15 protein-coding genes are annotated in these 23,769 nt (G+C 35.5%); 8 read left to right on the plus strand and 7 right to left on the minus strand.

Annotated features, from left to right (window positions below):
* Positions 1–242 precede the first annotated feature (242 nt).
* The 5 genes from CGC47_RS01060 to CGC47_RS01080 all read right to left on the minus strand — a co-directional run bounded on the left by CGC47_RS01060 (position 243) and on the right by CGC47_RS01080 (position 7,213).
* Positions 243–1,079 carry a glucosaminidase domain-containing protein gene (locus tag CGC47_RS01060; protein WP_095899869.1) on the minus strand — a complete coding sequence of 279 codons (837 nt, stop codon included), beginning with the start codon at positions 1,077–1,079 and terminating at the stop codon, positions 243–245.
* Positions 1,063–1,989, minus strand: coding sequence for a 1-aminocyclopropane-1-carboxylate deaminase/D-cysteine desulfhydrase (locus tag CGC47_RS01065; protein ID WP_041998742.1), 927 nt, complete (start codon positions 1,987–1,989; stop codon positions 1,063–1,065). Before CGC47_RS01065 ends, CGC47_RS01060 begins: the two co-directional genes overlap by 17 nt.
* Positions 1,990–1,992: 3 nt before the next feature.
* Positions 1,993–3,654 carry an MBOAT family O-acyltransferase gene (locus CGC47_RS01070; RefSeq protein ID WP_370444591.1) on the minus strand — a complete coding sequence of 554 codons (1,662 nt, stop codon included), beginning with the start codon at positions 3,652–3,654 and terminating at the stop codon, positions 1,993–1,995.
* Positions 3,654–5,138 carry an SGNH/GDSL hydrolase family protein gene (locus CGC47_RS01075; protein WP_095899870.1) on the minus strand — a complete coding sequence of 495 codons (1,485 nt, stop codon included), beginning with the start codon at positions 5,136–5,138 and terminating at the stop codon, positions 3,654–3,656. Before CGC47_RS01075 ends, CGC47_RS01070 begins: the two co-directional genes overlap by 1 nt.
* 170 nt (positions 5,139–5,308) lie before the next feature.
* A complete protein-coding gene (locus tag CGC47_RS01080) occupies positions 5,309–7,213 on the minus strand; it encodes an ABC-F family ATP-binding cassette domain-containing protein (protein ID WP_041998751.1) in 1,905 nt (634 codons plus the stop codon).
* Between the two features lie 201 nt (positions 7,214–7,414).
* Here CGC47_RS01080 and CGC47_RS01085 point away from each other — a divergent pair, with 201 nt between their 5' ends.
* From CGC47_RS01085 to CGC47_RS01105, 5 genes are all read left to right on the plus strand, one after another.
* A complete protein-coding gene (locus CGC47_RS01085; RefSeq protein ID WP_095899871.1) occupies positions 7,415–9,451 on the plus strand; it encodes an HD family phosphohydrolase in 2,037 nt (678 codons plus the stop codon).
* Positions 9,452–9,542: 91 nt separating this feature from the next.
* Positions 9,543–10,424 (plus strand): type IX secretion system protein PorD, encoded by an 882-nt coding sequence (gene porD / locus CGC47_RS01090; protein ID WP_232779671.1) that lies wholly within the window; start codon positions 9,543–9,545, stop codon positions 10,422–10,424.
* A 29-nt stretch (positions 10,425–10,453) separates the two neighbouring features.
* Positions 10,454–12,112, plus strand: a complete 1,659-nt coding sequence (gene recN / locus CGC47_RS01095; RefSeq protein ID WP_095899872.1) for a DNA repair protein RecN — start codon at positions 10,454–10,456, stop codon at positions 12,110–12,112.
* A gap of 653 nt (positions 12,113–12,765) precedes the next feature.
* Entirely contained in the window at positions 12,766–13,548 is a 783-nt protein-coding gene (locus tag CGC47_RS01100; RefSeq protein WP_041998607.1) for a DUF6261 family protein, read from the plus strand.
* A gap of 400 nt (positions 13,549–13,948) precedes the next feature.
* The gene (locus CGC47_RS01105; RefSeq protein ID WP_095899873.1) at positions 13,949–14,962 is read left to right on the plus strand and encodes a M28 family metallopeptidase; all 1,014 of its coding nucleotides are present in this window, start codon (positions 13,949–13,951) and stop codon (positions 14,960–14,962) included.
* A gap of 4 nt (positions 14,963–14,966) precedes the next feature.
* Here CGC47_RS01105 and CGC47_RS01110 read toward each other — a convergent pair whose 3' ends face one another.
* Positions 14,967–19,379, minus strand: coding sequence for a translocation/assembly module TamB domain-containing protein (locus CGC47_RS01110; RefSeq protein ID WP_440588174.1), 4,413 nt, complete (start codon positions 19,377–19,379; stop codon positions 14,967–14,969).
* A gap of 90 nt (positions 19,380–19,469) precedes the next feature.
* On the opposite strand from CGC47_RS01110, the gene tsaD reads away from it, so the two are divergent.
* A complete protein-coding gene (gene tsaD / locus CGC47_RS01115) occupies positions 19,470–20,501 on the plus strand; it encodes a tRNA (adenosine(37)-N6)-threonylcarbamoyltransferase complex transferase subunit TsaD (RefSeq protein WP_041998610.1) in 1,032 nt (343 codons plus the stop codon).
* 138 nt (positions 20,502–20,639) lie between these two features.
* Positions 20,640–21,911, plus strand: a complete 1,272-nt coding sequence (locus CGC47_RS01120; RefSeq protein WP_082025269.1) for a porin — start codon at positions 20,640–20,642, stop codon at positions 21,909–21,911.
* 9 nt (positions 21,912–21,920) lie between these two features.
* On the opposite strand, the gene gldA is transcribed toward CGC47_RS01120, so the two are convergent.
* Positions 21,921–22,820, minus strand: a complete 900-nt coding sequence (gldA, locus tag CGC47_RS01125) for a gliding motility-associated ABC transporter ATP-binding subunit GldA (protein WP_095899874.1) — start codon at positions 22,818–22,820, stop codon at positions 21,921–21,923.
* Positions 22,821–23,049: 229 nt separating this feature from the next.
* Between gldA and ung the strand changes: the two genes are divergently transcribed.
* A complete protein-coding gene (ung, locus tag CGC47_RS01130) occupies positions 23,050–23,718 on the plus strand; it encodes a uracil-DNA glycosylase (protein WP_041998646.1) in 669 nt (222 codons plus the stop codon).
* Positions 23,719–23,769 lie beyond the last annotated feature (51 nt).

Genomic DNA, 23,769 nt, shown 5'->3' on the forward strand with positions numbered 1-23,769 from the left:
TTTAAGATATGCTTTTATTTCCGTATCTTTGCCCCAAAGTCAAATGTTCATATTTCATTGTCTTATGTGGTTATTTGACAAAGGAATAACATTTTTTTGAAGAGAGAAAGTTTTTTACTTTCTCTCTTTTTCATTTCAGCTACGCCTCCATTCATAAGAGAGAAAAACTATCCCAAAAAAATGCACTTACTAACGGAATTTAAGAATTATAGCGAACTAAAAATATTATTTGATATAAATAATTATTCCAATCGTAATTGCTGACCAGCTTGTATGTTATTGTTTATTAGATTGTTAAGTTGTATAATTCGTTCAATCGAAACGTTTTGTTCTCTTGAAATTTTATACAACGTATCGCCCGATTTCACAATGTAATATTTTGCTTTTGAGTTAGGTGATTGTTTCTTATCCTTTTTAATTCCTAAAACTTGCTCATCGTACTGATGGAGCTGATATTTGTGGATAAGAGAAATGAGTTTTTGCGGGTATTTGGGGTCGGTGGCATATCCTGCTTTTTTGAGTCCGTATGCCCAACCTTTGTAGTCGTCAGGGGCTAACTCAAATAAAAAAGCATATCGACTTCTATTGGCAATGAAAATAGAATGGTCTTCAAAAGATTCATTGGGGTGTTTGTATCTTCGAAAACACTCTCCTTTTTCATCATCATCGTGTGAGATGGTTTTTCCTTCCCAGCCCAAATGACACTTGATACCAAAATGATTATTTCCGTAGCGAGCCAAACGACCTTGTCCACTACCACTTTCCAAAATTGCCTGTGCCAAAGTGATACTTGCAGGAATTTTGTATCGTTGCATTTCAACCATTGAGATATCTTTGTAGGTTTCAATATATTGTCTAATTACAGCGGGTGTTACTTCGACTGCCGAGGTGGCTACTAAATATTCATCTTCATCATCGTTTTTGTGATTTTTTTCGATTTTTGAAGTGCTTTTTAGAATGTGTTTTGATTGCGTATTTCTTTGGGTGATTTTTTTTGGATTTTTAGATTTCTTATAATATCTGGGAGAGCACGAAAGTGCCAATAATCCTAATAGTAAAAAGCTAAATTTCTTCATCATAAATAAGTGTCTTTCGGTGTTGTTTTTCTCGCTTCTGATTCAGTCCGGCAATGCCTTGCAATCCGCCAGTATGTATGGCTAATATTTTTGAATTGGCTTTAAAAAAACCTTTGTTTATGAGTGCAAAAATAGCAAAAATCATTTTTCCAGTATAAATAGGGTCTAAAGGGATTTTTGTTTTTTGATAAAAATCGTTTAAAAAGTGTACTAATTCATCGGAAACTTTAGCATATCCGCCAAAATTATAGTCGTGAATGAGTTTCCAATTGGTTTTTGAAACGTATTTTTCTATTTCCGAATGCAGAAAATCTCCCTGCAAAGCCGGAAAACCAATTATGGTTTGGTGCGGAAAACTGGCGTTAATAATTCCCGACAGTGTACCTCCCGTACCCACAGCACAAGCAATAACATCGTATTTTGCGTCTTCTAAGGTAATGATTTCTTGGCAGCCTTTTACAGCCCAAGCATTGGTGCCTCCTTCGGGAACCAAATAAATATCTTCTCCGAACTGATTGTAAATCTGTTTGATAAAGGAAGAAGTGTTTTTTAAACGATATTCAGCTCTGCTTATAAAATGTAGTTGCATACCGCATTTTTGGGCGAAACTTAGGGTCGGATTTTCTTGTATTTTATCTTTGAGCTCGTCACCTCTAATGATGCCTATGGTTTTATAACCTGAAATTTGTCCCGCATAGGCTGTTGCCGAGATATGATTTGAAAAAGCACCTCCGAAAGTGAGCAATGTTTTTTTATTTTGTCGCTGAGCTTCTAACAGATTATATTTCAGCTTTCGGTATTTATTACCTGATATAAAACGATGAATTTTGTCTTCTCGTTTGATATCAAGTGTTATTCCGTGAGGGAAACAAAGCTCAATAGGTTGATTTTCAACGCAGGTTATGTCAAGCATAGATTAAAATTGGAAATATATAAAAGGCTGAAAATCCGAAGAATACGCCTGATAACAGATAATAACTGTAATCACAGCAATAGCTCCTTTAACAATGATATGACTTTCAGAGAATTTTCGTTCAATATGGTCTTTGAAATTTTGGGGTAACCAATGGGTTACATAGCCAATGAACATCACCAGAAAAACCCAGCGGTGATGCCAAACTACCTCCCAAGCAGATCCCCAATCCATATTGTACAGTACTTGATTGAACCATAAGGAGATACGCTGCATATCCTCACCTCGGAAAAAAATTCGAACTAAAGTGATGAAAATAAAAGTAATAGCTATTTTCCAAGTAGTAGCTAACCAAGAGATTGATTTCTCATAAGGACTTATTTTTCGCCAAAATTTGTACACCAAAATACCCAAGCCGTTAAGTCCGCCCCAAATCACAAACTTCCAAGAAGCTCCGTGCCACAATCCTCCAATGAGCATCGTGAGCATAATATTTATATTGGTGGAAATATGTCGTTCAAAATTTTTGTTTATAAAAGCCAAAATAGTTCCGATAACCAATATAACTCCTACAGAAATAGTGAAATACATATTATTAAAAGCGATAACAACACCTATTATCAATAAACAAGAAATAATAATTGAAGCCCAAGAACTACCACGATTTCCTCCTAAAGGAATATACAAATAATCACGTAACCAAGTAGATAATGAAATGTGCCAACGTTTCCAGAAATCGCCACAATTTATAGCTTTATAAGGAGAATTAAAATTGGTAGGGAGTTGGAAGCCCATTAAAAGAGCCAAACCAATGGCTATGTCGGTATATCCTGAAAAATCGCCATAAATTTGTAAAGAATATCCTATTAAAGCCATCATATTGGAAAATCCTGTAAATAGAGTAGGGGAATCGAAGACTTTATCCAAAAAATGCATTGCGATGAAGTCTGCAAAAATCATTTTTTTGATTAAACCTTTGAGAATCATATAAATTCCCTTGTTAAAATGTGAGGCATCAATTTGGGTGTTTGCCGTTATTTGAGGTACGAAACTTTCTGCACGAACGATAGGTCCTGCTACTAATTGAGGGAAAAAACTCACATAAAAACCAAAGTCAAGAATCGAATTTAAGGGGGCTACCTTTTTACGATAAATATCTACCGTATAGCTGATGGTTTGGAAAGTGAAGAAAGAAATCCCTACAGGTAAAATGATAGTATCTACTTTAAAGTATCCTTCTGAATTAAAACCATTTGCCCAATAAGCCAAATAGTTAAATACTTCATTATTAGTATGAAAAAAGAAATTAAAACTATCGGTAAAAAAGTAGGCGTACTTAAAATAACAAAGTACTAACAGATTGATAATGATACTGATAGTTACAGCACTTTTTCGCAAATACTGACGAGTTTGATTATAGATGTATTTTCCTAAGAAAAAATCAGTAACTGTACTGAATATCAGTAATAACACGAATAAACCACTGGTTTTGTAGTAAAAGAATAAACTCGCTAATAGCAAAAAGGCATTCCGAATGTGATTTCTTTTATAAATTAAGGAAAAAACAAAATAAACTACAGCAAAAAATATCCAGAAGTTAATTCGAGTGAAAATCAGCGGATTTTTATCAGAAAAAGCAAAAATATCTTGTAACAATTCCATAATCAATCAATAGTTAAAAGGTCTTCTTGAAGACATTGTACCAAAAGTTCTGCCATTAGGCGAGTTCCTTCAGGGCGAAAATGAATGTAATCGGGTGAAGCGTACCCTTTTTCTACCCAAGAAACCATTGAATTTTCACCACCCATAGCCTCAAAAAGGCTCCAATACGCCATACCGTTTTGTAAACTCTGTTTTTTCATTTCATCGTTAAGTAAAGGTAAAAACGGATAGGTCACCATTTCACCATTTACTGAAGTTGCCATATCCCCTGGACCAATTAAAAGACACAAAGCCTCTGGATTACTGTCTTTTACCCACATGATGTTTCGCATTAGGGTTCTAACATAGCCTCCAACTTGTTTTTCTTCATTGATGTATGGAATAGTATTTCCACCATATTGGAAGATGATAATATCGGCTTTTCGTTGGTTTGCCATTTGTCGGAAATTTTCCTGATTCATTTTTATGAAAAAACGCCCTGATTCTCCGCGCATAGCCACGTTATCCATACGTATTCCTGTAATGTCATCTAAAGTAATTCCGTAAAAATCAGGACTTATCTTGCCTTCTAATTCTACTTTAATTTCTTGTGGCGTACTTTGAAAGTCAATCTGAAACAAATGATGTCTGCCGTCAGTTTTTAAAGAATCACGCATTAAGATATTTCCGTTTTCATAAACGGTAATAAAAGTTGGTGTGTGATTGTTACCATAATGTATTCCCATCTTATGAAATTTCTGTAGTCGCTGAAATGCCTTTTTAGAGGGTTTTATGGTAAATGTTGCTTTTTCGGTAGGCATTAGTGCAACTTTTGCCGAGTCAGTAATCGTATTTAGGTGAGGAGTAAATCTTGAAAGGCTACCATAAATACCATATTTGGCGTGGTTTAAATACTTTTGTTTTCGGTCAAAGGCAGCATACCGAAGCCAGTTAGGGCTACTTGTAATATCAATGCTATTTTGTTCGTAAGCTACTTTTATAGGGAAAAATCCTGGTCCACCACCCCCAAAAAGCCCTTGTAATCGGTTTCGGGTATAGGAAGTAATTCTATCTCCTTCAATCTGAGAATCACCGTAATGAATAATTTGGCATCGTGAGGCCTTGAGCTTTTGTTTGAGTTTAGTAATAAAACCGATGATACTATCGGGGTAGTATATTCGCCCTTCGGTATTTGTTTTTAGAGCTTCTTTTTTATCTGTTTTTGCAAATATTAAAGAATCTCGTTTTTCTTGGCTTTCATCATTTTTTTCTTCGGTATCGTTACTGATGATGTGGGTTTCATTGATAATACTGGCAACTTTGTCATTTTTATCCGCTTTTTTACTTAGTAACAAGCTCGTGGTAGGGTATTTAATAAGGGCTACTTTTATGTTAAACCCTTCATTAACGGTTCCTTTTTCTGTTTGGTGCAGACCACTCAAAAACGTGATTCCAAACAAAACTAAAAGAACCGATACAATGAAAAAAGATATTTTTTTAGGATTCATTTTCGTTTTTGTTAAATCTGAGGTGTCAATCTACAATTTTGTTTCCTGTTGAATTGAATTTTGTGTGCGAAAATACGTATTTTTAGATATTTGCCAATTTTTAGTAGTCAAAAAATACAATAAAAATTTCAAAAAGATTCTCTTTTGTACAGAATTGTTAAAAATTGTGATTAAAAATCAAGCTCTTCTTGCAATTGCTCCCACGTTTGCATCAGTGATTCCAATTCCTTTTTCTTGTTTTCATATCGAATAAAAAACGCATCATCAATGTTCTGAGTTGACATTTGTTCATTCATTTTTTCAATTTCTTTTTCAATTTCATCGATTGATTTTTCTACTTTATTGAGTTTGTTTTGTAGTGTTTTCTGTTGTTTTTGTTGTTCGTAAGAAATCTTTTCTTCTGATTTTTTTTCAGAAGTTGAAGTCGTTTTGGTTTCGTTATTGCTTTTTTCAACTTCCCGAAAATCAGTAGCGTTACGATACTCTAAATAGAAATCAATATCTCCTAAAAATTCCTTAATTTGTTTGTCTTTGAACTCATACACCTTATCGGTTAATCCTTGCAAAAAGTCACGGTCGTGTGAAACGATAATTAACGTTCCTTCAAAATTTTGTAAGGCTTGTTTCAATACATTTTTCGATTTGATATCCAAATGGTTAGTAGGTTCGTCCATCACTAAAACATTAAAATCGGAAAGTAACATTTTGGCTAAAGCCAACCGATTCCGCTCACCTCCAGAAAGTACTTTTACTTTTTTCTCAACATCGTCACCGCGAAATAAAAAAGAGCCTAAAATATCTCTGATTTTCATTCTGTTAGAATCGTTAGCCGCATAAAACATAGTATCTAAGATACTCATATCACCATCTAAATAATTTGCTTGATTTTGAGCAAAATACCCCAATTGTACGTTATGCCCCAATTTGATATTTCCTTCAAATGGAATTTCTCCAACAATCATTTTAGCTAAAGTGGTTTTGCCTTGTCCGTTTTGCCCTACAAAAGCAATTTTACTACCTCTTTCTATCAGTAAATCAATGTTTTGTAATACTTGTTTTTCACCATAATTTTTTGAAGCTGAAGCGATTTCAAGCACTACTTTTCCTGGTGTGACCGATACAGGGAAGCGTAAGTGCATCACGCTGTTATCTTGTTCGTCCACTTCAATACGTTCAATTTTGTCTAATTTTTTGATAAGCGATTGAGCCATAGAGGCTTTTGAGGCTTTTGCGCGAAATTTTTCAATAAGCTTTTCGGTTTGTTGTATCTTTTTTTCTTGATTTTTTTGTGCAGCAAGTTGTTGCTGTTTAATTTCTTCACGAAGTTGCAAAAATTGTGAATAGGCTTTGGGGTAATCGTAAATTTTTCCAACTGAAATTTCAATGGTTCTATTGGTAACATTATCCAAAAACATTTTATCGTGTGAGACAATAACTACTGCTCCGCTATAGGTGGTTAAAAACTGTTCTAACCAAATGATGGATTCGATATCCAAGTGATTGGTAGGCTCGTCTAACAAAAGAATGTCATTTTTTTGTAATAGAAGTTTTGCCAATTCAATACGCATACGCCATCCTCCTGAAAAGGCGTCGGTTTGTCTATCGAAATCGTTACGTTTAAAGCCTAATCCGAATAAAACTTTTTCGGTATCTCCTTGATAATGATATCCTCCAAGAATTTCATAACGATGTGTAATGTCAGTAAGCGAATCGATAAGGTTGTGATAATGAAGGCTTTCATAATCCGATCGAGCTTCGAGTTGTCGTTGTATTTCTTGCATTTGACTTTCAATGATTTTGATTTCGGTAAATGCTTGATAAGCCTCTTGCAAAATTGTTCTTCCGTTCTCAAAATCAATATCCTGCTTTAAAAATCCGATTTTAACAGATTTATCAGCTGCAATAGTACCCGAATCGGGCTTCATTTCTTTAGCAAGTAATTTTAGAAGCGTCGATTTTCCAGCGCCATTTTTCCCAATAAGTCCTACTCGGTCACCAGCATTGAGCATAAAAGCCACTTCTTCAAATAAAAATTCTCCTTGAAAAGAAACTGACAAATCGTGTACATTTAGCATAATATTCATTTTTAAGTTTGCAAAAGTATGGAAAAGTGTATAAAATCACTCTTAAAAATGAAAAAACACAATACTTTATTTAAATCATCGGTATGAATTGTTCATTTCATTTCAAAAAATAATTACCTTTGTAAGATTGAAGAAAATCTCAAGTAAATATACTTTTTTGCTAAAGATTGTGATTTTTAAATCAGACATTTTATGAGAAAATATTGGCAAAAATTAAATATAAATCCTCTATTTTTAAAGATTTTGATTGCTGTCATTACAGTAGTTTTGGTGGTGCAGGTATTCCCTAAAAAGGCCAAATTTAAGTATGAATTTCAGAAAGGAAAACTTTGGCAGCACGAAACTTTTTATGCTCCTTTTGAATTTCCTCTAAAAAAAAGCGAAGAGCAAATAGCTAAAGAAACTGAACAAATAGTCAGTAAATCAGTGGTTTATTATACTAAAGATACGTTGGTCTATCAGCACGTACTTCAACGCTTACCCGACAAGATTACCACCTATTTCGGAGATAAAATTTCAGAAAACAGAAGACAGGAAATCATTGATAAAGTAACTGAATTCTTGAAAAAATCTTATCGGGTAGGGGTATTTATCAATTCGCAGGGATTTACCTCAGGTACAGTTATGATTATAGGTAAGCAAAATCAAGTGAGTGAGTTACTTACATCAGAGGTGTTTTTTTTGGAACAGCTCAATGATTATGTAACCAAAGAACTTGCCTTTGAACCTCAGTATCGTAAAAATTACCAAGCATTGCTTTTCGAGATTATGCAACCTGACCTTCGTGTGGAACAGAAGTTTACACAAAAGGCTCTTGATGAGAATCTTAAAGATTTGGTTTATACCTACGGGATAGTCAATCAAGGGCAACTTATCATCGCTAAGGGCGAAATGGTGGAGGGAGAACGCTTGGCGATGCTCGAATCACTTCAATCGGAATACGAATCCGAAACGTGGAATCAGAGCAATTACTATTGGTCTTTATTAGGGTATTACACTTTAGTAAGCATCTGTATTTTTATCGTTTTGGTATATTTGCAACGCTATGCTATTGACATTTATAACGATAACATCAAGCTCAGTTTTATTTTCTTCAATGTTCTGTTAATCATTTATTTGGTGAGTTTTTTTATAAAAACATTCCCCGATTATATCTATGTAGCTCCCGTTTGTTTAATGCTGATGATTCTGAAATCATTTTTTGATTTACGCACAGCAATTTTTGTGTTTGTCATCACGATTTTGTTAACCGGATTTATAACCCCTAATAGTTTTCAATTTATTTTTATTCAGATAATTGCTGGGGCATTCATCATCTTAAATACCAAAGATACGCAATATCGTTTAAATAATTTTATATCAGCAGCATATACTACAATTGCTTATCTGTTTACCTATATGGCTTTCCATTTAATTACAGAAGGTCAGCTCCATAATTTACACGTTTCATTTTTGATTATGTTTCTTTTAAACGGAATGGGAATGCTTTTTTCTCAACCACTTACTTATATTTATGAAAGAGTTTTTGGTTTGGTTTGTGATGCTTCCCTTTTAGAATTGACAGACACTAACTCCAAACTTTTACGTGAACTTTCCGAAAAAGCTCCGGGTACCTTCCAACATTCTATGCAGGTGGCTAATTTGGCGGAAGCCGCAGCCGTTGAAATTAAAGCTAATGCATTATTGGTAAGGGTAGGAGCCTTGTATCACGATATCGGGAAAATGAAAAACCCTGTTTACTTTATTGAAAATCAGAAAACAAATATAAATCCGCACGACTGCTTAACCCCAACTGAAAGTGCCCGTATTATCATCAATCACGTAGCTGAAGGAGTTGAAATTGCCCGAAAGCACAAGCTTCCCGAGCGAATTATCGAATTTATTAAAACACATCACGGCAATAGCTTGGTATATTACTTCTACCGAAAGGAGATGGAACAAAATGAGCAGGTTATAGAGAGTGATTTCCGTTATGCAGGTCCTATACCTTCCTCCAAAGAAACAGCTATTTTGATGATGGCAGACTCGGTGGAGGCAGCTTCCCGAAGCCTTAAAAACCCAACTTACCCAATGATTGATGAGTTCGTTGAGAGTATAATCAAAAAACAATTTGACGACCATCAATTTATGAATTCCGACATTACCCTCAAAGAAATAGAACGTATAAAAGCCGTATTTAAAGATAAACTTACTAACATTTATCATTTGCGTATCCCATATCCGAAGTAATGAGATGTTTATCAATGAATATCCTTTCAAACTTTACAAGGATTAAACTCAATTGCTGTAAAAAGGTTATATTTGGCATAAAATTATCACTATGAAGAAAATTATATTCGTTTTAATGAGCTGTTTTTTGGGGCAGTTGCATTCGCAAGAGCTCAATTGCACCTTTTCGGTGGATGCCCGTCAGATAAACATAACCGACAAACGCGTGTTTAAAACACTTGAAAAGTCGGTACAAGACTTTATCAATCAAACCTCTTGGAGCAATATTAAAAACACCTCCAAAGAAAGAATACAATGTAATATGACTTTGGTACTGACAAAGTTTGAAGGCAATCAATTTGAAGGTAATTTGCTGGTTCAGGCAATGCGCCCAGTGTATAATGCAGTATATCAATCTCCTGTATTAAACCTACAAGACAAGCAAGTTGCCTTTACGTATCAAGAGCACGAACCCTTGTCGTTTAATAACAATACGTTTAGCTCTAATTTGACCTCCGTGTTGGCTTTCTATGCTTACGTCATTTTAGGTTTTGATAGGGATACTTTTGCTCCATCTGCTGGGCATCCGATGTTTTTACAAGCCCAATCAGTACTTATCAATGCTCAAAGTAGTGGGTTTGGCGGGTGGACAGATGATGGCACCAACAACCGTTGGCGATTACTTGATGAACTTCTTTCCGAAAGTTATAGCCAATTTCATCAAGTATTGTATCAGTACCATCGTTTTGGTATGGACTTGATGAGTTCTGATACCAAAAAAGCTAAAGAAGAGATTCAAAAAGCCTTAATTTCGCTTTCCGAAATCGCTAATGTACGGCTCAACTCATACACCACAAACCTATTTTTTGATGCCAAAGCCGATGAAATAAAGGCAATATTTGCTGCAGGGGCGCTTATCAATACACAAGTCTTGAAGGAGAAACTCCAAAAGATGGCGCCGCTACATACCTCAAAATGGAACGAAATCAAGTAATTCATTAAAATCATAACGTTATATACCCGATGCTAACTTCACTTTCTATAAAAAACTATGCTCTTATTGACGACTTGCAGATTGATTTCCCCGAAGGGTTCATCATCATCACTGGGGAGACCGGCGCTGGAAAATCCATTCTATTAGATGCCTTATCGTTGGTGTTGGGCAAACGAGCCGACTTGTCCGCTTTACGAAATACCGATGAAAAATGTATCATTGAGGCTGAGTTCGCCTTAGAAAAATATGACTTTGAGTCTGTTTTTACCGAATTGGATATCGATTATGCCCCAGATACATTTCTACGTAGGGAGATACTGCCCTCTGGGAAGTCACGTGCTTTCATCAATGATACCCCCGTAACGCTGGACGTTCTGCAGCAATTGGGGCAACTCTTGGTGGACATACATTCTCAGCACCAAACCTTAGCTTTGGGTAGCTTGGAATACCAGTTTCAAATCATTGATGCCATAGCGAATAATCAGCATTTAAAATCAGTATATGCCCAGCAACTCAAAGCTCTAAAACAAAGCGAAAAGAAACTTTCAGAGCTTATTGAGTTTCAAAAGAATGCTAATAAGGAATATGACTATAACCTCCACCTGCTCAAAGAATTAAAATCAGCACCTTTACAAGCCGGTATTCAAAGCGAATTGGAAGAAATATACGAACAGGCTGCCAATGTTGAGGAGATAAAGGAGCGCATCTCTGAAGCCCTTCAACGGCTTTCAGATGAAAATATCGGTGTGATAAGTCAGTTGCGTGAGCTTAAAGGTATCTTCGGTAGGCTAGAAAACTATTCCCAGCAGTACAAGCAGTGGTTCGAGCGTACCGAATCGGTATTGATTGAGATGGAAGATTTACAATCAGAGGTCTTTGATGTTGAAGAAAATATAGAAACAGACCCCGAGGTGTTAGCTGAAACCTCTCGGAAGCTACAGCTCATATACGATTTACAGAAGAAACATCAAGTAAGTACGGTGGAGGAATTGATGCTGATACAAGATAAATTGGAAACGTTGGTAAGCCAAGTAGAGAATAGTGCCGATTCAATTACTCAACAAGAGCAGCAAGTAGCCTTGCAGCGTACACAAACTCTTGCAACGGCTTCACAAATACATCAACTACGCCAAGATGTTTTACCTGAGTTAGATGCTCGTCTGACCTCATTTATGAGTGAATTAGGAATGCCTAATGCTCGTTTTTCAATAACATTGACCCCCACAGAGAGTTTCTATGCTAATGGAACAGATGAATTGTCCTTTTTATTCTCTGCCAATAAGGGCGGAAGCTTTGGGCAACTCAAAAAGGTAGCCTCTGGTGGTGAGCTTTCGCGCATAATGTTGGCTGTCAAAGCCATTTTGGCAGCACATACAGCACTGCCTACCATTATGTTTGATGAGATTGATACGGGAGTTTCAGGGGAAATTTCACAAAAAATGGGAGCGATTATGAAGCAAATGAGTGGTAACCGACAGGTATTTGCCATTACCCATTTGCCTCAAGTTGCGGCTAAGGGAAGTACTCACTTTAAGGTATTTAAGGAAGATATTGACGGGAAGACCACCACTCAATTAAAACGATTAACCCAAGAGGAACGCATTGATGAAATTTCTCAAATGCTTGGAGGAAAAGATAGTGCTAACTCTGCCCGAAATCACGCAATTGAGCTTATTCGTAAAGGGTAAAGTGAAATAAAAACAAAGGTAAAGTACCATCAAGTGTAATAAGCAATTTTGTAAATTTTTAGATACATACCTATTAGTAATAGATATTGACATAGGATTGATATGATAAATAACTAAAACTTTTGATAGTCTTTTAAAGTAGTATTATAATCCTACCTAAAACAAATGAAAAGTAGGCTCACATACATTAGTATCGTAGGTTTAAGATATAGAAAATAGGTTTTTATAGGTTGGTATCATACTTTCAGTATATAGAAAATGGATTTCTATACGTTAGTATCGTAGATTTAGGGTATAAAAAATAGTGTTTTATACGTTAGTATTGCAGTTCAATGCTATAAAAAATACCCTCCTAACCATTAGGAGGGTATTTTTTATATAATGAATATAGGATACTAAGGTTTCTTATCATAGGTTTTACTCCTTTAAGGTATAGTATATATTATTATTAAGATATATATTATAAATTAGGCAATCCAATACTTATTTTTATAGTGTATTTACTAAATATAAAATAAAGTTATTGATACATATTGTAATAGGAGTTCATATAAATGATTTATTAACATAAATAGTAGTATATAAATTTGTTTTATTAAAAATACATTCCTATATTTACTGCATTATAAATCACTTATATAAAATAAATAATTATGAAGACTGTTTTAGAGATTAAGAAAGCAAATTTCGAGCTACTCAATAGTATAGAGTATGCCCATTTTATCAAAAGTATGCTTGATTTGGTTAAGCATACAGATTTAGAGCATTTAAACTTGGAGCAAGAAGTATATGACCAACTTCTGAAATGCCACGAAGACCTTACTGAAGGCACTCGTCAAGTTCGTTTTAGTAGTGAAACACAAAAAATAAATAATTTAGATAAACAAAGGGGTGATTATGTGGTGTTCTTGCTTTCTGCTTTTCGTTTTGAACAAAAAAATTCATTAGAAAGCAGAAAAGAAGCAGCTAAAATACTTCATAAAACACTAAAAAATTATGCAGGTATTCAGTCCTTACCCTCAGGACAAAAGACACAAACTATTGAAGGCTTTTTAGTAGATATTAAAAAACCTGAATTAAATACTTATGTAGAAGCCTTAGGGATTAGCCACGTGATTAACTCACTAACTGAAGCAAATAAAGAGTATCAAAAATTAGTATCTGGTAGGGCTGAGAGTCAGCTTACGAATGTACTTATCAATTCAAGGAAAGTACGTAAAGAGGCTACTAAGCTATATCGGTATCTGATAAAATGTGTGGAAGGGCAACACATAGTTACGCAATCTTCCGAAAGTGCTAATTTTATAAATCTTTTAAATAAGCTAATTGCTGATACAATGAATGCTAATAAACAGCGGTTATCACAAAGTACTATCAATAAAAAATCAACTATTAGCAAAGAAGAAAAGAATCTATCTTCTGAAGAAAAAGTATAGTCATTTGTTGATATACTAATGGTAAACCCAAAGTTAGTATTTATATTTTCTATGTCTATAAAGATATAAAATAAAATTTTAAGTATTGAATACATTGCTTTTTAAGTCTGATAGTAATATGAGTATTTTAGTTAATTTCTATTGAAGTAAAGGAACTACTAATAATCATATCAAGTCAAGTTTAAAAAGTAATGTATCTATTTCGTTTGTATAGAACTTTTTTAAATCAGAAATAAAAAGAAAAATTATATAAGGATAATCTAATTCTGTAGTAGCTCTAAGAAGATATCCTGTAATATAGAGTACTTAATCATCAATAAAAAGTATTTTAGTTAAAATATTGTTCATAGCTTATATCGAGTTAGTTACTAGTAGTATTGTTTAATGTAAAAGAAGAAATATGTATCAAAAAGTAGTAGCCTTAGTGATGCTTTTACAAGTATGTGTTTGGAGTATGGCTCAAAATCAGCCACTTTTGAAAGGATTAGCTTCAATAAATAAGGAAGCTGCAATGGCTCACGTTGAGTTTTTAGCCAGTGATGAGCTGCAAGGACGGGAATCAGGGTTCTTAGGTAGTCGTGTGGCAGCAGCTTATATAGTCTCACAATTGCGTCAGTATGGGATATCACCTTTATTATCTGAGGGATATTATCAGCCTTTTAGTGCTTATCGGGTGGATAGTCAGTCTAAAGAAAACAAACGATATACGGTAGTGGATAGTCTGATTACAGACTTGAAAGAAAAAACACACTACAAACTTGAAATGGCAAACGTATTAGGCGTAATTTGGGGTAAAAAAACAGATGAATACGTCATCGTAGGAGCACATTTTGACCACTTAGGTACTGATGTATATCTACACGGCGACCAAATTTACAATGGTGCAGATGACAATGCTTCGGGGGTTTCGGCAGTATTGCAACTTGCCAAAGCCTTTAAAGTTTCGGGCAAACAACCTGAAAGAACAATCATTTTTGCTTTCTGGGACGGTGAGGAGCGTGGGTTATTAGGGTCACAGTATTTTACCAACCATTGTGAATTTTTATCTCAGATAAAAGGATATCTGAACTATGATATGATTGGTAGAAATCATCGGGAAGACCAGCCTGAATATGTGGTTTATTTTTATACGGCGGCACACCCTGCTTTCGGAGCGTGGCTCAAGAAAGATATAGCTCAATATGGCTTTCGTTTACAACCCGATTATCGGGCGTGGGATAACCCAATAGGCGGAAGTGATAATGGTTCCTTTGCCCGATTTAAAATACCTATCATTTGGTGGCATACCGATGGGCATCCGGACTATCATAAACCTTCTGACCATCCGCACCTTCTGAATTGGGATAAAATGGTAGAAATCACTAAGGCTTCCTATTTAAACTTGTGGCGGTTAGCCAACGAGAAGCATTATTAGAGCTTTATTGCTTCTCAATAATCTTCCCGCCTTTTCCGAAGATTTTATGGATTAGCTCTTTGAAGGTGTTGAAGTCCACATTATAGCTGATACCCACCCCTTGGGTGTAAACCACATCGTCCACCACGTATTGTTGCCATTCATTTTCCCGATTGAAAACTTTGGCGGTAAGGCTTCCGTCTTCTGTAAGTCGTAATAAAACTTCAACATCTCCAGCCACAGCAGTTCGGGTAACTCCACCTACAGGGATACCCACTTTGGCGTTTATACTAATCCAGTCGTCAATTTGTGTGGAGACAGAAAAACCCAATCGGTCGCTATTTTCATATTCGGCAGAACTATCAGTAGCTCCAGCTTCGTAAGACACCCCTAAATTGAGTTTATTATCTTCATCTGAAAGAATCTGGTTAAACAGCCCTGCGGCGGTCTCAAATAGGTTATAAGCCAGTAGTCTGTTATCTGTATTTCGTTCGCTCATAAATGAACCTTGAGCAAGTAGTGAAAAGGCTTGTAGTTGCTTACGGTCTTGGTCTTCCAAACGGTAGTTGAGCTCTGAGACTAGCCCTGCATTACTTTCCGGAAAGTTGATATCGAAAAGGGTTTCGGGTTTCATTAGTTCGCCTTCTAACTTAATGACCACCTGAGTAGGTATCTTTCGGTTGTATTGTGATGATTCCAGAAGTGCCGCTGGGTTCGCATTAAGCATATAGGCAGCACGTAGGTTGCGCAAGGTAGCCTTCAATGGGTCGCCATCCCACGAAATAGAACCTCCAGGAAGTACTTCAAAGCGCTTGTCAATAATGTTTTCATATTTGAAATTGTAATACCCAGAGTAGGTGATAAAGTCTCCCCATAGGTTGAATTTTCCATTGGTGTTGATTTCTATAAGTACGGTTCCTTCTCCTCTGCCCACCAAGTTACTCCCTGTTTTTTTATCAAGGATGATTTCCACTTCGGCGGTGGGGCGTATGCCTAAATCAAACTGTAATTCCAACCCTTTGATGGATTGTAACACACGCTCGGTCTGTACCTGTGTTTTATTTTTTTCTACAAAATTGATAAAGGATTCATCACCTATGCTTTGATTGTCACTTAGCGGTATTTTAAAACTTGTTCCTTCGGAAGTTATAGCATTTACACTGATTACCAGTTCGTCTAAAGCACCACGAATACTTGCCTTTCCGTTGATAAAACCTGTTCCGTAGAATAAGGCATCATCGGTATATGGGGTATTGAGCACCAGAAATCGCTTGTTTTGAGTATCTAACGATAAGTCAAAGAACCAATCGGATAGGTTATTGTGGCGTACACTTCCGCTAACTAGGGCTTGAGTGCTGTGTACAGTATCGGTAAGTAACCAATTATCAAGCTCAAAGGTTTGTTTTTTAACGATGATTTTGGCATTGTCTTGTGCCGCTGTGTTTACATTCAAATAGCTGATTCCAAACCCTCCTTTATTGATGCTTAATTCGCCTTCCATCACTGGATTTTCAATATAGCCTTCAATGTCTATACCACCAGATACCCAGCCACGTAGGTCATATAAAATATCTTTAGCCAAAGGACTGAAAGGTGCTAAGTTGAAATCAATAAATCGCGTTTTTAGGTCCAAAGAAGTACCTTTTTGGTTGTCCAAAAAGATGTTTCCACCGAGTTGGAAACCTGCTGTTTTTCCGTTAATGAGATGGGCTTGTACTTTAAATGCTGAGAGGTCATTATTCCCAAACACGCTGGCTTCAAGATCGCCATAATCGTATCCGTTTAGTCGTAATCGTTTGATAAATAAATCAGAGGAAGGGAAAAAGAGCTTCTCTTTCTGAATCAGAGACATATGTCCGTTCAGAGTACCTTTCAAGTCAATTCCTTCCATTTCTGGGGTTACTTTATCCAAAGAAATATTATTGGCAACGATGTGTAAATTTTTGTATTCGGGAGAGGCAATTAGTCCGCTTACACTTAAATATTGATTGCGGTGAGCCATTTTAAAGTTGTTGATTTTTATGGAATCGGCAGTGCGATTAATAATGATTTTATTGCGCTGGTCATCATTTTCACGATTGATAAACCAATTGTTTCCTCTAAAATTGATTTCCGATTTTTTTATACCAATAACCGATTCCTGTTTCTGCGTTAAGGTGTGGTAGAAACTCAGAGCATAAGAGTCATTATTGGTAACCCCACCTTTGAACTCGGTTCTAAAAAATAGTGTGTCTTTAATGGTGGTGTTAATTAGGTTAAAATCATTGATTTTGTAAACGCCTAAATCAACATCACCTACCTCTAAATAGGTGTTGTACAATGGGTTCTTATTGTCAATTTTAAGATTGATATTTTTGATTTTATAATCATAAGCCTTAATATCCGATGATTTGAATTGCATTTTAAAGCTACCATCATCGGCGACGATTTTTCCTTGTAGTGAAGTATTTTTTCCGATTTGTACCTCTGGAGCAAAAATTTCGATAATTTTGTTATTGACTGTAAAATCAAAATTGATAAACTGATTTTCAGCAATTTTGTATGGTTTGAAATGTGCATAAATACTTCCAAAGGCATTTTGGAAGATTTTTTTTATTTCGGCAACTTTATACGTTCCTGTAACGTAACCATTGATAATGTCGGGAGAATTGATTTGTATTTTTTTTATTCCTTCATTATCCATTGAGGATTTCACTTCAAAGTTTTCTAAAGTATAGTTTCCTCTTGAATTTGTGTATTGTAAATCTCGGAATTGTATTTCTCCAATAACGTTATCAATGCTATTGCCTTGACCATCAATGATGATATTTCCTTTGAATTTTGAAATAGAATCGTTTTGAACAAAATTGAGTGCGTGTAAATCAGCGTGTTTTACTTTCACTCCGAAATCAAATTTTGACTCTTTCTTAGAAAGGTCTGCCAAGCCTTTAAATTCGAAATCTAAATTGGAGTCTTTGGCTTTTACAATTCCGTTAAATAGTTGATTTTTAAAGTCTCCAGTAAAGTAGATATTATTGTATCGGTAATTGTTGTACACAAAGGAATGTACATCGCCTTTAGCCCGAGCAAATAACGATTTTGGGGTAAATCCGCTACCTTGTATTTCAATATCTGTGGTTAAAGTTCCTATGGTAGGGTCTTTAAGTAGCGCTCCAACATTAAGGTTATTTACCGAAACTTTACCATTATAAACCGTTTTGTCTAAATCTTCTAATCCGTCTAAAATCATCATAGCGTGAGCTTTACCTTTGCTGGAGGTCAGTTGCAGATTGGTTTCGAGAGCCGTTGTGGTGTAGTTAAAAAAGCCTTTTGCAGAGAAAAAGCCCAATTCTTTAATGATTTCAGGTAAATTACTTCCGATTAGATTGGGCATTAGTGTAGCTAAATCATTGTAGATACTACTAAATTCTTGAATGTTTCCTATGATTTCGATATTTTTTTCACTATCCAACAGATTTTTGAATCTCAAAAATCCGTCAAAAGTAGTATTCTGATACTGAATACTTCCTTGTGTAATGCTAAAATCGTTTAACGGACCTCTCAGTTCCAAATTGTTACTGTAAATAGTTTTGCCTTTGCCAAAACCATCGTAAAATAAGTTGATGTCTTCTGTAGCAATTAAAGCCTCGGAAAGATAAACGTGTAAATCAACACTATTGCCAAAATCAGAGAAACCCTTTTGAGTCAAATATAAATCAAAATCTCCGCGAATTTCCGAAAAATTAGTTTTAATAGTACTATTACAAGCACTCACAAATTGCTGGGAAAACACAAAATCAGTTTGTAATTGATTGATATTTATATTTTTGTTAAGTAATAAATTTCCAGAATCCAAACGGAATGAAATATCTGAATTCAAAATATTAAAATCTAGAATTTTAGCCTGAAGCCTATCAATTTGAAAAACTGTTGGTTCAGTTTGGTTTTGGTCGATAATTCTGAAATAGGTGTCATTAAGGGTGATTTTTGGAGATTTCATCAAAAAATCGCCACTACTGGGGCTTTCGGAAGCGAATTTTTCGATAAAAACATCAAGGTTTGATAAGCTATCGCCACGATGTGTTTTTAAGTTAAAAATCAGATTATCAATATCTAAGTTGCCAAACAATAAGTTTCCTTTAATAAGCTGACCTACGCGGGTTAGTGACGTCTTTATCCGTTTTGATGCTAAAAGGGTATCTTGCTTATGGTCTCGAACTAAAATATTTTTTACACGTACACTTCCATTGATTTGAAGATGCACTTTTTCTATCTCAATATCAATATTATATTCCTTATTTAACCAACTAACCACGCCTTTAGCTAAATAATTTTGAGTAAATGGCATAGCTAGAAATAGAGCCATCACTCCTAAAATAATACCAATGGTAAGGAGGGTTCGTAATAAAAATCGTTTTAAAGAAAATCGTTTTGTATTATTTGTATTTTGTTCGTTCATTATCTTTTAGGGCATATACCAAAGGTACAAAAATACATAATAATATCTTTTTTTACACTATCTTTGTCCGGAAATTTATTTGAATAACTTATGGAAAGTTCAGAGGTGTTGATTTTAGCCATAGAATCATCTTGTGACGATACTTCAGCTGCGGTTTTGAAGGGAAATACTGTGCTATCCAACGTGATTGCCAGTCAAAAGGTTCACCAACAATACGGAGGGGTGGTTCCTGAATTGGCTTCGAGAGCACACTTGCAACATATTGTTCCAGTGGTGCATCAAGCCGTTGAGCAATCAGGTGTTTCGTTAGGTGATGTTTCGGCAATTGCCTTTACACAAGGACCAGGGCTTATGGGTTCTTTGCTGGTAGGAACTTCTTTTGCAAAGTCATTGGCAATGGGGCTTGATGTTCCTCTCATTGAAGTCAATCATATGCAAGCACACATTTTGGCTCATTTTATTGAACAAGGCACTCCGCAACCTCAATTTCCTTTTTTGGCGATGACCATCAGCGGAGGGCATACTCAAATTGTTCGCGTAGAGCATTTTTTTAAAATGGAAGTTATTGGTGAAACTTTAGATGATGCTGTGGGTGAGGCTTTTGACAAAACAGCAAAAATTTTAGGATTGCCTTATCCAGGAGGTCCTTTAATTGACCGATATGCACAAAACGGAAATCCTAAGGCTTTTACTTTTACTAAACCTCAAACCTCAGGGCTTGATTTTAGTTTTTCGGGTCTGAAAACGGCGGTACTTTATTTTATTCAAAAGCAAGTTTCTGAAAATCCGAATTTTATAGAAGAAAATTTACCTGATATATGTGCCAGCATACAACATACCATTGTTAAAATTCTGATGGACAAACTTTTCAAAGCGGTTAAACAAACGGGAATAAAACAAGTAGCTATCGGTGGAGGAGTTTCTGCCAATTCGGGTATTCGATCGGCATTGCAAAATTACGGTCAGAAATATGGTTGGCAAACCTATATTCCCAAATTTGAATATTGTACTGATAACGCTGCAATGATTGGTATTGTAGGGCATTACAAATTTCTGCAAAATCAGTTCACCAATAATGCAGTAACTGCTAAGGCAAGGTTACATCTTTCTCAGCCAGAATAGAGAGACAAGTTACAAGGACGATAGATAAAGTGAAAAGTAAAGTTACTTATTCTATTTCCTAGTGGCTATGCCTCAATTTATGATATATATCATAGGCAAAAGCAAGAGTATTTGATACCTTTGGCGAAAAATCTTAAAATGATGAAGATTCGGTATTTGTTTGCTTTTGTTTTGTTTTCAGCTTTTTCTTCTTCGCTTTGTGCACAATACTTGCGTCGGAATTTTGATGAAAGCGGAACTACTTATGTGAAAGCTGCTGTTCGAGCCAATTTCTGGGCAAGGCATTATGCAACCAATCCAGGTACGTTGATGGGACGAGAGGCAACCAATCAAATTACCGATTTTTCAATCCGTAGGCTTCGGATGAATTTCGAATCTCAAATCACACCTAAATTATTCTTTTATAGTAATTTTGGTTGTAATAATATCAATATGGTTACCCAAAAAAGTATCCGTTTTGATATTATGGATATGTATGTGCAGTATGCCTTTTCACCCAAATTTGCCTTAGGAATGGGAGAAATTGGTTGGGGAGCAAGTCGTGGTACAATGCGTAGTAGCAAATCGATGATGGGACTTGACACACCGTTGTTTACTTTATTTACTGTCAATAAAAATGATGATGCTGCCCGAAGTTTAGGAATGTTTGCCAAAGGAAATGTAGGTAAGTGGAATTATGTATTTACGGTAAAAAATCCGATAAAAATGAGTGCACTTCCTAAAGAAAATGTTGTAGATTATGCCTTAGTTTCAAACAAGCAATATTCAGGATATTTGAAATATGACTTTTGGCAAACCGAAAGTAATAAAACATCTTATAGCGGAGGGGCTGGGACTTATATAGGAGCTAAAAAAATATGTAATCTGGCAATAGGCGGAGTTTATCAATCTGAAATGATGTCAGAATTGGTAGGCGGAAAACCCAAATATTATGATTATCGTAATTTTTCTTCCGAATTGTTTATTGATACGCCAATTTCCGAGCGAAATACAGCGATTACGGCTTATTTAGGCTATTTTTATACTGATTTCGGGAGGAATTATGTCCGAAATTTGGGGGCAAATGATGTTGCTGATGCTTCAGGAGGGACTTCTTTCAATGGTAGCGGCAATGATTTTCCGATGATGGGAACAGGAAGTACACTCTTTTTACAAACCGGATATTTACTGCCTAAATCGGATAAATTTAAAGCACGAATACAACCTCATATGAGTATTCAACACTCTAATTTTGACGGACTGAAACAAGCAATGACCGTTTACGATTTGGGGCTAAATGTATTTTTTAAAGGACACGACCGAAAGCTGACACTATCATACCAAAATCGTCCTATTTTTTCTAAAGAAACTACCGAAGTCATTTCCCGAAAGGGAATGCTCGTTTTGCAGTTTCAAGTAGAAATCAATTAAAGGCATTTTTTATCGTGATGCGGTAAGCTGTGAAAAAAGCTGCTCTAAATCTTGGTGTTTGTGATTGATTTGAAGTATTTTAAGTCCGTTTTCATTGGCAAAATCAAAAACTTTTGAGCGCATATCCTCCTGCGTATCAAAGTGTAAATGATATAAAAATTCAAAAATGTTTTCTACCGAAACCACATTAGGGATTTGCCGTAGGAGTTTTTCCTCTATGCGATAATCAAAAGCAACTTCAATGATTTGTTTTTCATTTTTGAGTGCTTCCATTTTTTTATCTAATACCAAATTACCTTGGTGAATAACAATAACGCGGTCGCAAACGGCTTGAATTTCCTGCATAATATGCGAGGATAGCAACACGATTTTGTCTTTACCCAAATTTTTGATGATTTGACGGATTTCTATAAGTTGGTTGGGGTCGAGCCCTGTGGTAGGTTCATCAAGGATTAGGATTTCAGGGTCGTGAATGAGGGCTGCGGCAAGTCCTACACGTTGCCGATAACCTTTTGAGAGTTGTTCTATTTTTTTATGGCTTTCAGTACTAAGCCCTGTAAGGGTGATAATTTCTTCTACTCTTTGAGCGGAAACGCCACCGTATAAATCCCCCATAAACGAAAGATACTCACGAATGTACATCTCTAAATACAACGGATTATGCTCGGGTAAGTATCCTATTTTTTTCTGTGCTGGAATCGGATTTTTAAGCATATCAAAACCACTTATGGTTACCTCACCCGAGTCGGGCAACAAGGCGCCAGTAATGATTTTCATCGTGGTGGATTTTCCCGCTCCATTCGGACCTAAAAATCCAGTAATTTCTCCTTTATTGAGTGAAAAACTAAGTCCGTTTACAGCAATTTGTGTATCGTACTTTTTTGTTAATTGATTGACCGTTACCGACATATTTGTACACCTTCTATTTTTTGCAAATATATAAAAGTAAAGATGATAAGGAAATTAAAAAGATTCAAAAATTCAAAGATTAACTTACTCTACTTACAAATCTCCTTTAAGGAGCAAGGAATGAATGTGCCGATTATTTAAAAATACAAAGATATTGGAATACTTCTTCAAATTTTTTACTTTTGGAATTTTAAAATAGGAATATTTCTGTCTTATAAATAGAATAAAAATGAATGTGAATATTCATCCAAGCTGGAAACCTTTATTACAGCCAGAATTTGAACAGCCTTATTTTCAACAACTTGTTAATTTCGTAAAACAAGAATACGCAACAGGAGTTTGTTATCCGAAAGGAAGTCAGATTTTTTCGGCTTTTGACCATTGCCCTTTGGATCAAATAAAAGTAGTTATTATAGGGCAAGACCCTTATCACGGTGTTAATCAAGCAAATGGATTATGCTTTTCAGTACACGACGGTATTGAACATCCGCCTTCGCTGGTAAATATTTTTAAGGAAATACAAACAGATTTGAATTTGCCTTATCCGCAAAGCGGTAATTTGGAACGATGGGCGTTACAAGGAGTTTTACTGCTTAATGCCACCTTAACGGTTAGAGCACACCAAGCGGGAAGCCATCAGAATAAGGGGTGGGAGACTTTTACCGATGCCGTGATTCATAAAATATCTTCTGAAAAACAAGGAGTTGTATTTTTACTTTGGGGTGGGTATGCCAAGAAAAAAATGAGTTTGGTTGATGTTACTAAGCATTGCATACTTACTTCGGGACATCCTTCACCTTTGAGTGCTAATCGGGGGTACTGGTTTGGTAATAAGCATTTTAGTCAGTCGAATCAATATTTAAAATCCATCGGTAAATCGGAAATTGATTGGAGCTAAAGATGATTTTAGATATAATTTACTATTTTTATAAAGGTCATTACTTAAATA

This window comes from Capnocytophaga canimorsus (assembly GCF_002302565.1).
In the GTDB taxonomy this organism is placed as follows: domain Bacteria; phylum Bacteroidota; class Bacteroidia; order Flavobacteriales; family Flavobacteriaceae; genus Capnocytophaga; species Capnocytophaga canimorsus.

Excerpts from the sequence above, each read along its gene's own strand:
- CGC47_RS01060 (WP_095899869.1), bottom strand. The coding sequence starts at position 1,079 with ATGATGAAGAAATTTAGCTTTTTACTATTAGGATTATTGGCACTTTCG.
- CGC47_RS01065 (WP_041998742.1), bottom strand. The coding sequence starts at position 1,989 with ATGCTTGACATAACCTGCGTTGAAAATCAACCTATTGAGCTTTGTTTC.
- CGC47_RS01075 (WP_095899870.1), bottom strand. The coding sequence starts at position 5,138 with ATGAATCCTAAAAAAATATCTTTTTTCATTGTATCGGTTCTTTTAGTT.
- CGC47_RS01080 (WP_041998751.1), bottom strand. The coding sequence starts at position 7,213 with ATGCTAAATGTACACGATTTGTCAGTTTCTTTTCAAGGAGAATTTTTA.
- CGC47_RS01085 (WP_095899871.1), top strand. The coding sequence starts at position 7,415 with ATGAGAAAATATTGGCAAAAATTAAATATAAATCCTCTATTTTTAAAG.
- porD (WP_232779671.1), top strand. The coding sequence starts at position 9,543 with ATGAAGAAAATTATATTCGTTTTAATGAGCTGTTTTTTGGGGCAGTTG.
- recN (WP_095899872.1), top strand. The coding sequence starts at position 10,454 with ATGCTAACTTCACTTTCTATAAAAAACTATGCTCTTATTGACGACTTG.
- CGC47_RS01100 (WP_041998607.1), top strand. The coding sequence starts at position 12,766 with ATGAAGACTGTTTTAGAGATTAAGAAAGCAAATTTCGAGCTACTCAAT.
- CGC47_RS01105 (WP_095899873.1), top strand. The coding sequence starts at position 13,949 with ATGTATCAAAAAGTAGTAGCCTTAGTGATGCTTTTACAAGTATGTGTT.
- CGC47_RS01110 (WP_440588174.1), bottom strand. The coding sequence starts at position 19,379 with ATGAACGAACAAAATACAAATAATACAAAACGATTTTCTTTAAAACGA.
- tsaD (WP_041998610.1), top strand. The coding sequence starts at position 19,470 with ATGGAAAGTTCAGAGGTGTTGATTTTAGCCATAGAATCATCTTGTGAC.
- CGC47_RS01120 (WP_082025269.1), top strand. The coding sequence starts at position 20,640 with ATGATGAAGATTCGGTATTTGTTTGCTTTTGTTTTGTTTTCAGCTTTT.
- gldA (WP_095899874.1), bottom strand. The coding sequence starts at position 22,820 with ATGTCGGTAACGGTCAATCAATTAACAAAAAAGTACGATACACAAATT.
- ung (WP_041998646.1), top strand. The coding sequence starts at position 23,050 with ATGAATGTGAATATTCATCCAAGCTGGAAACCTTTATTACAGCCAGAA.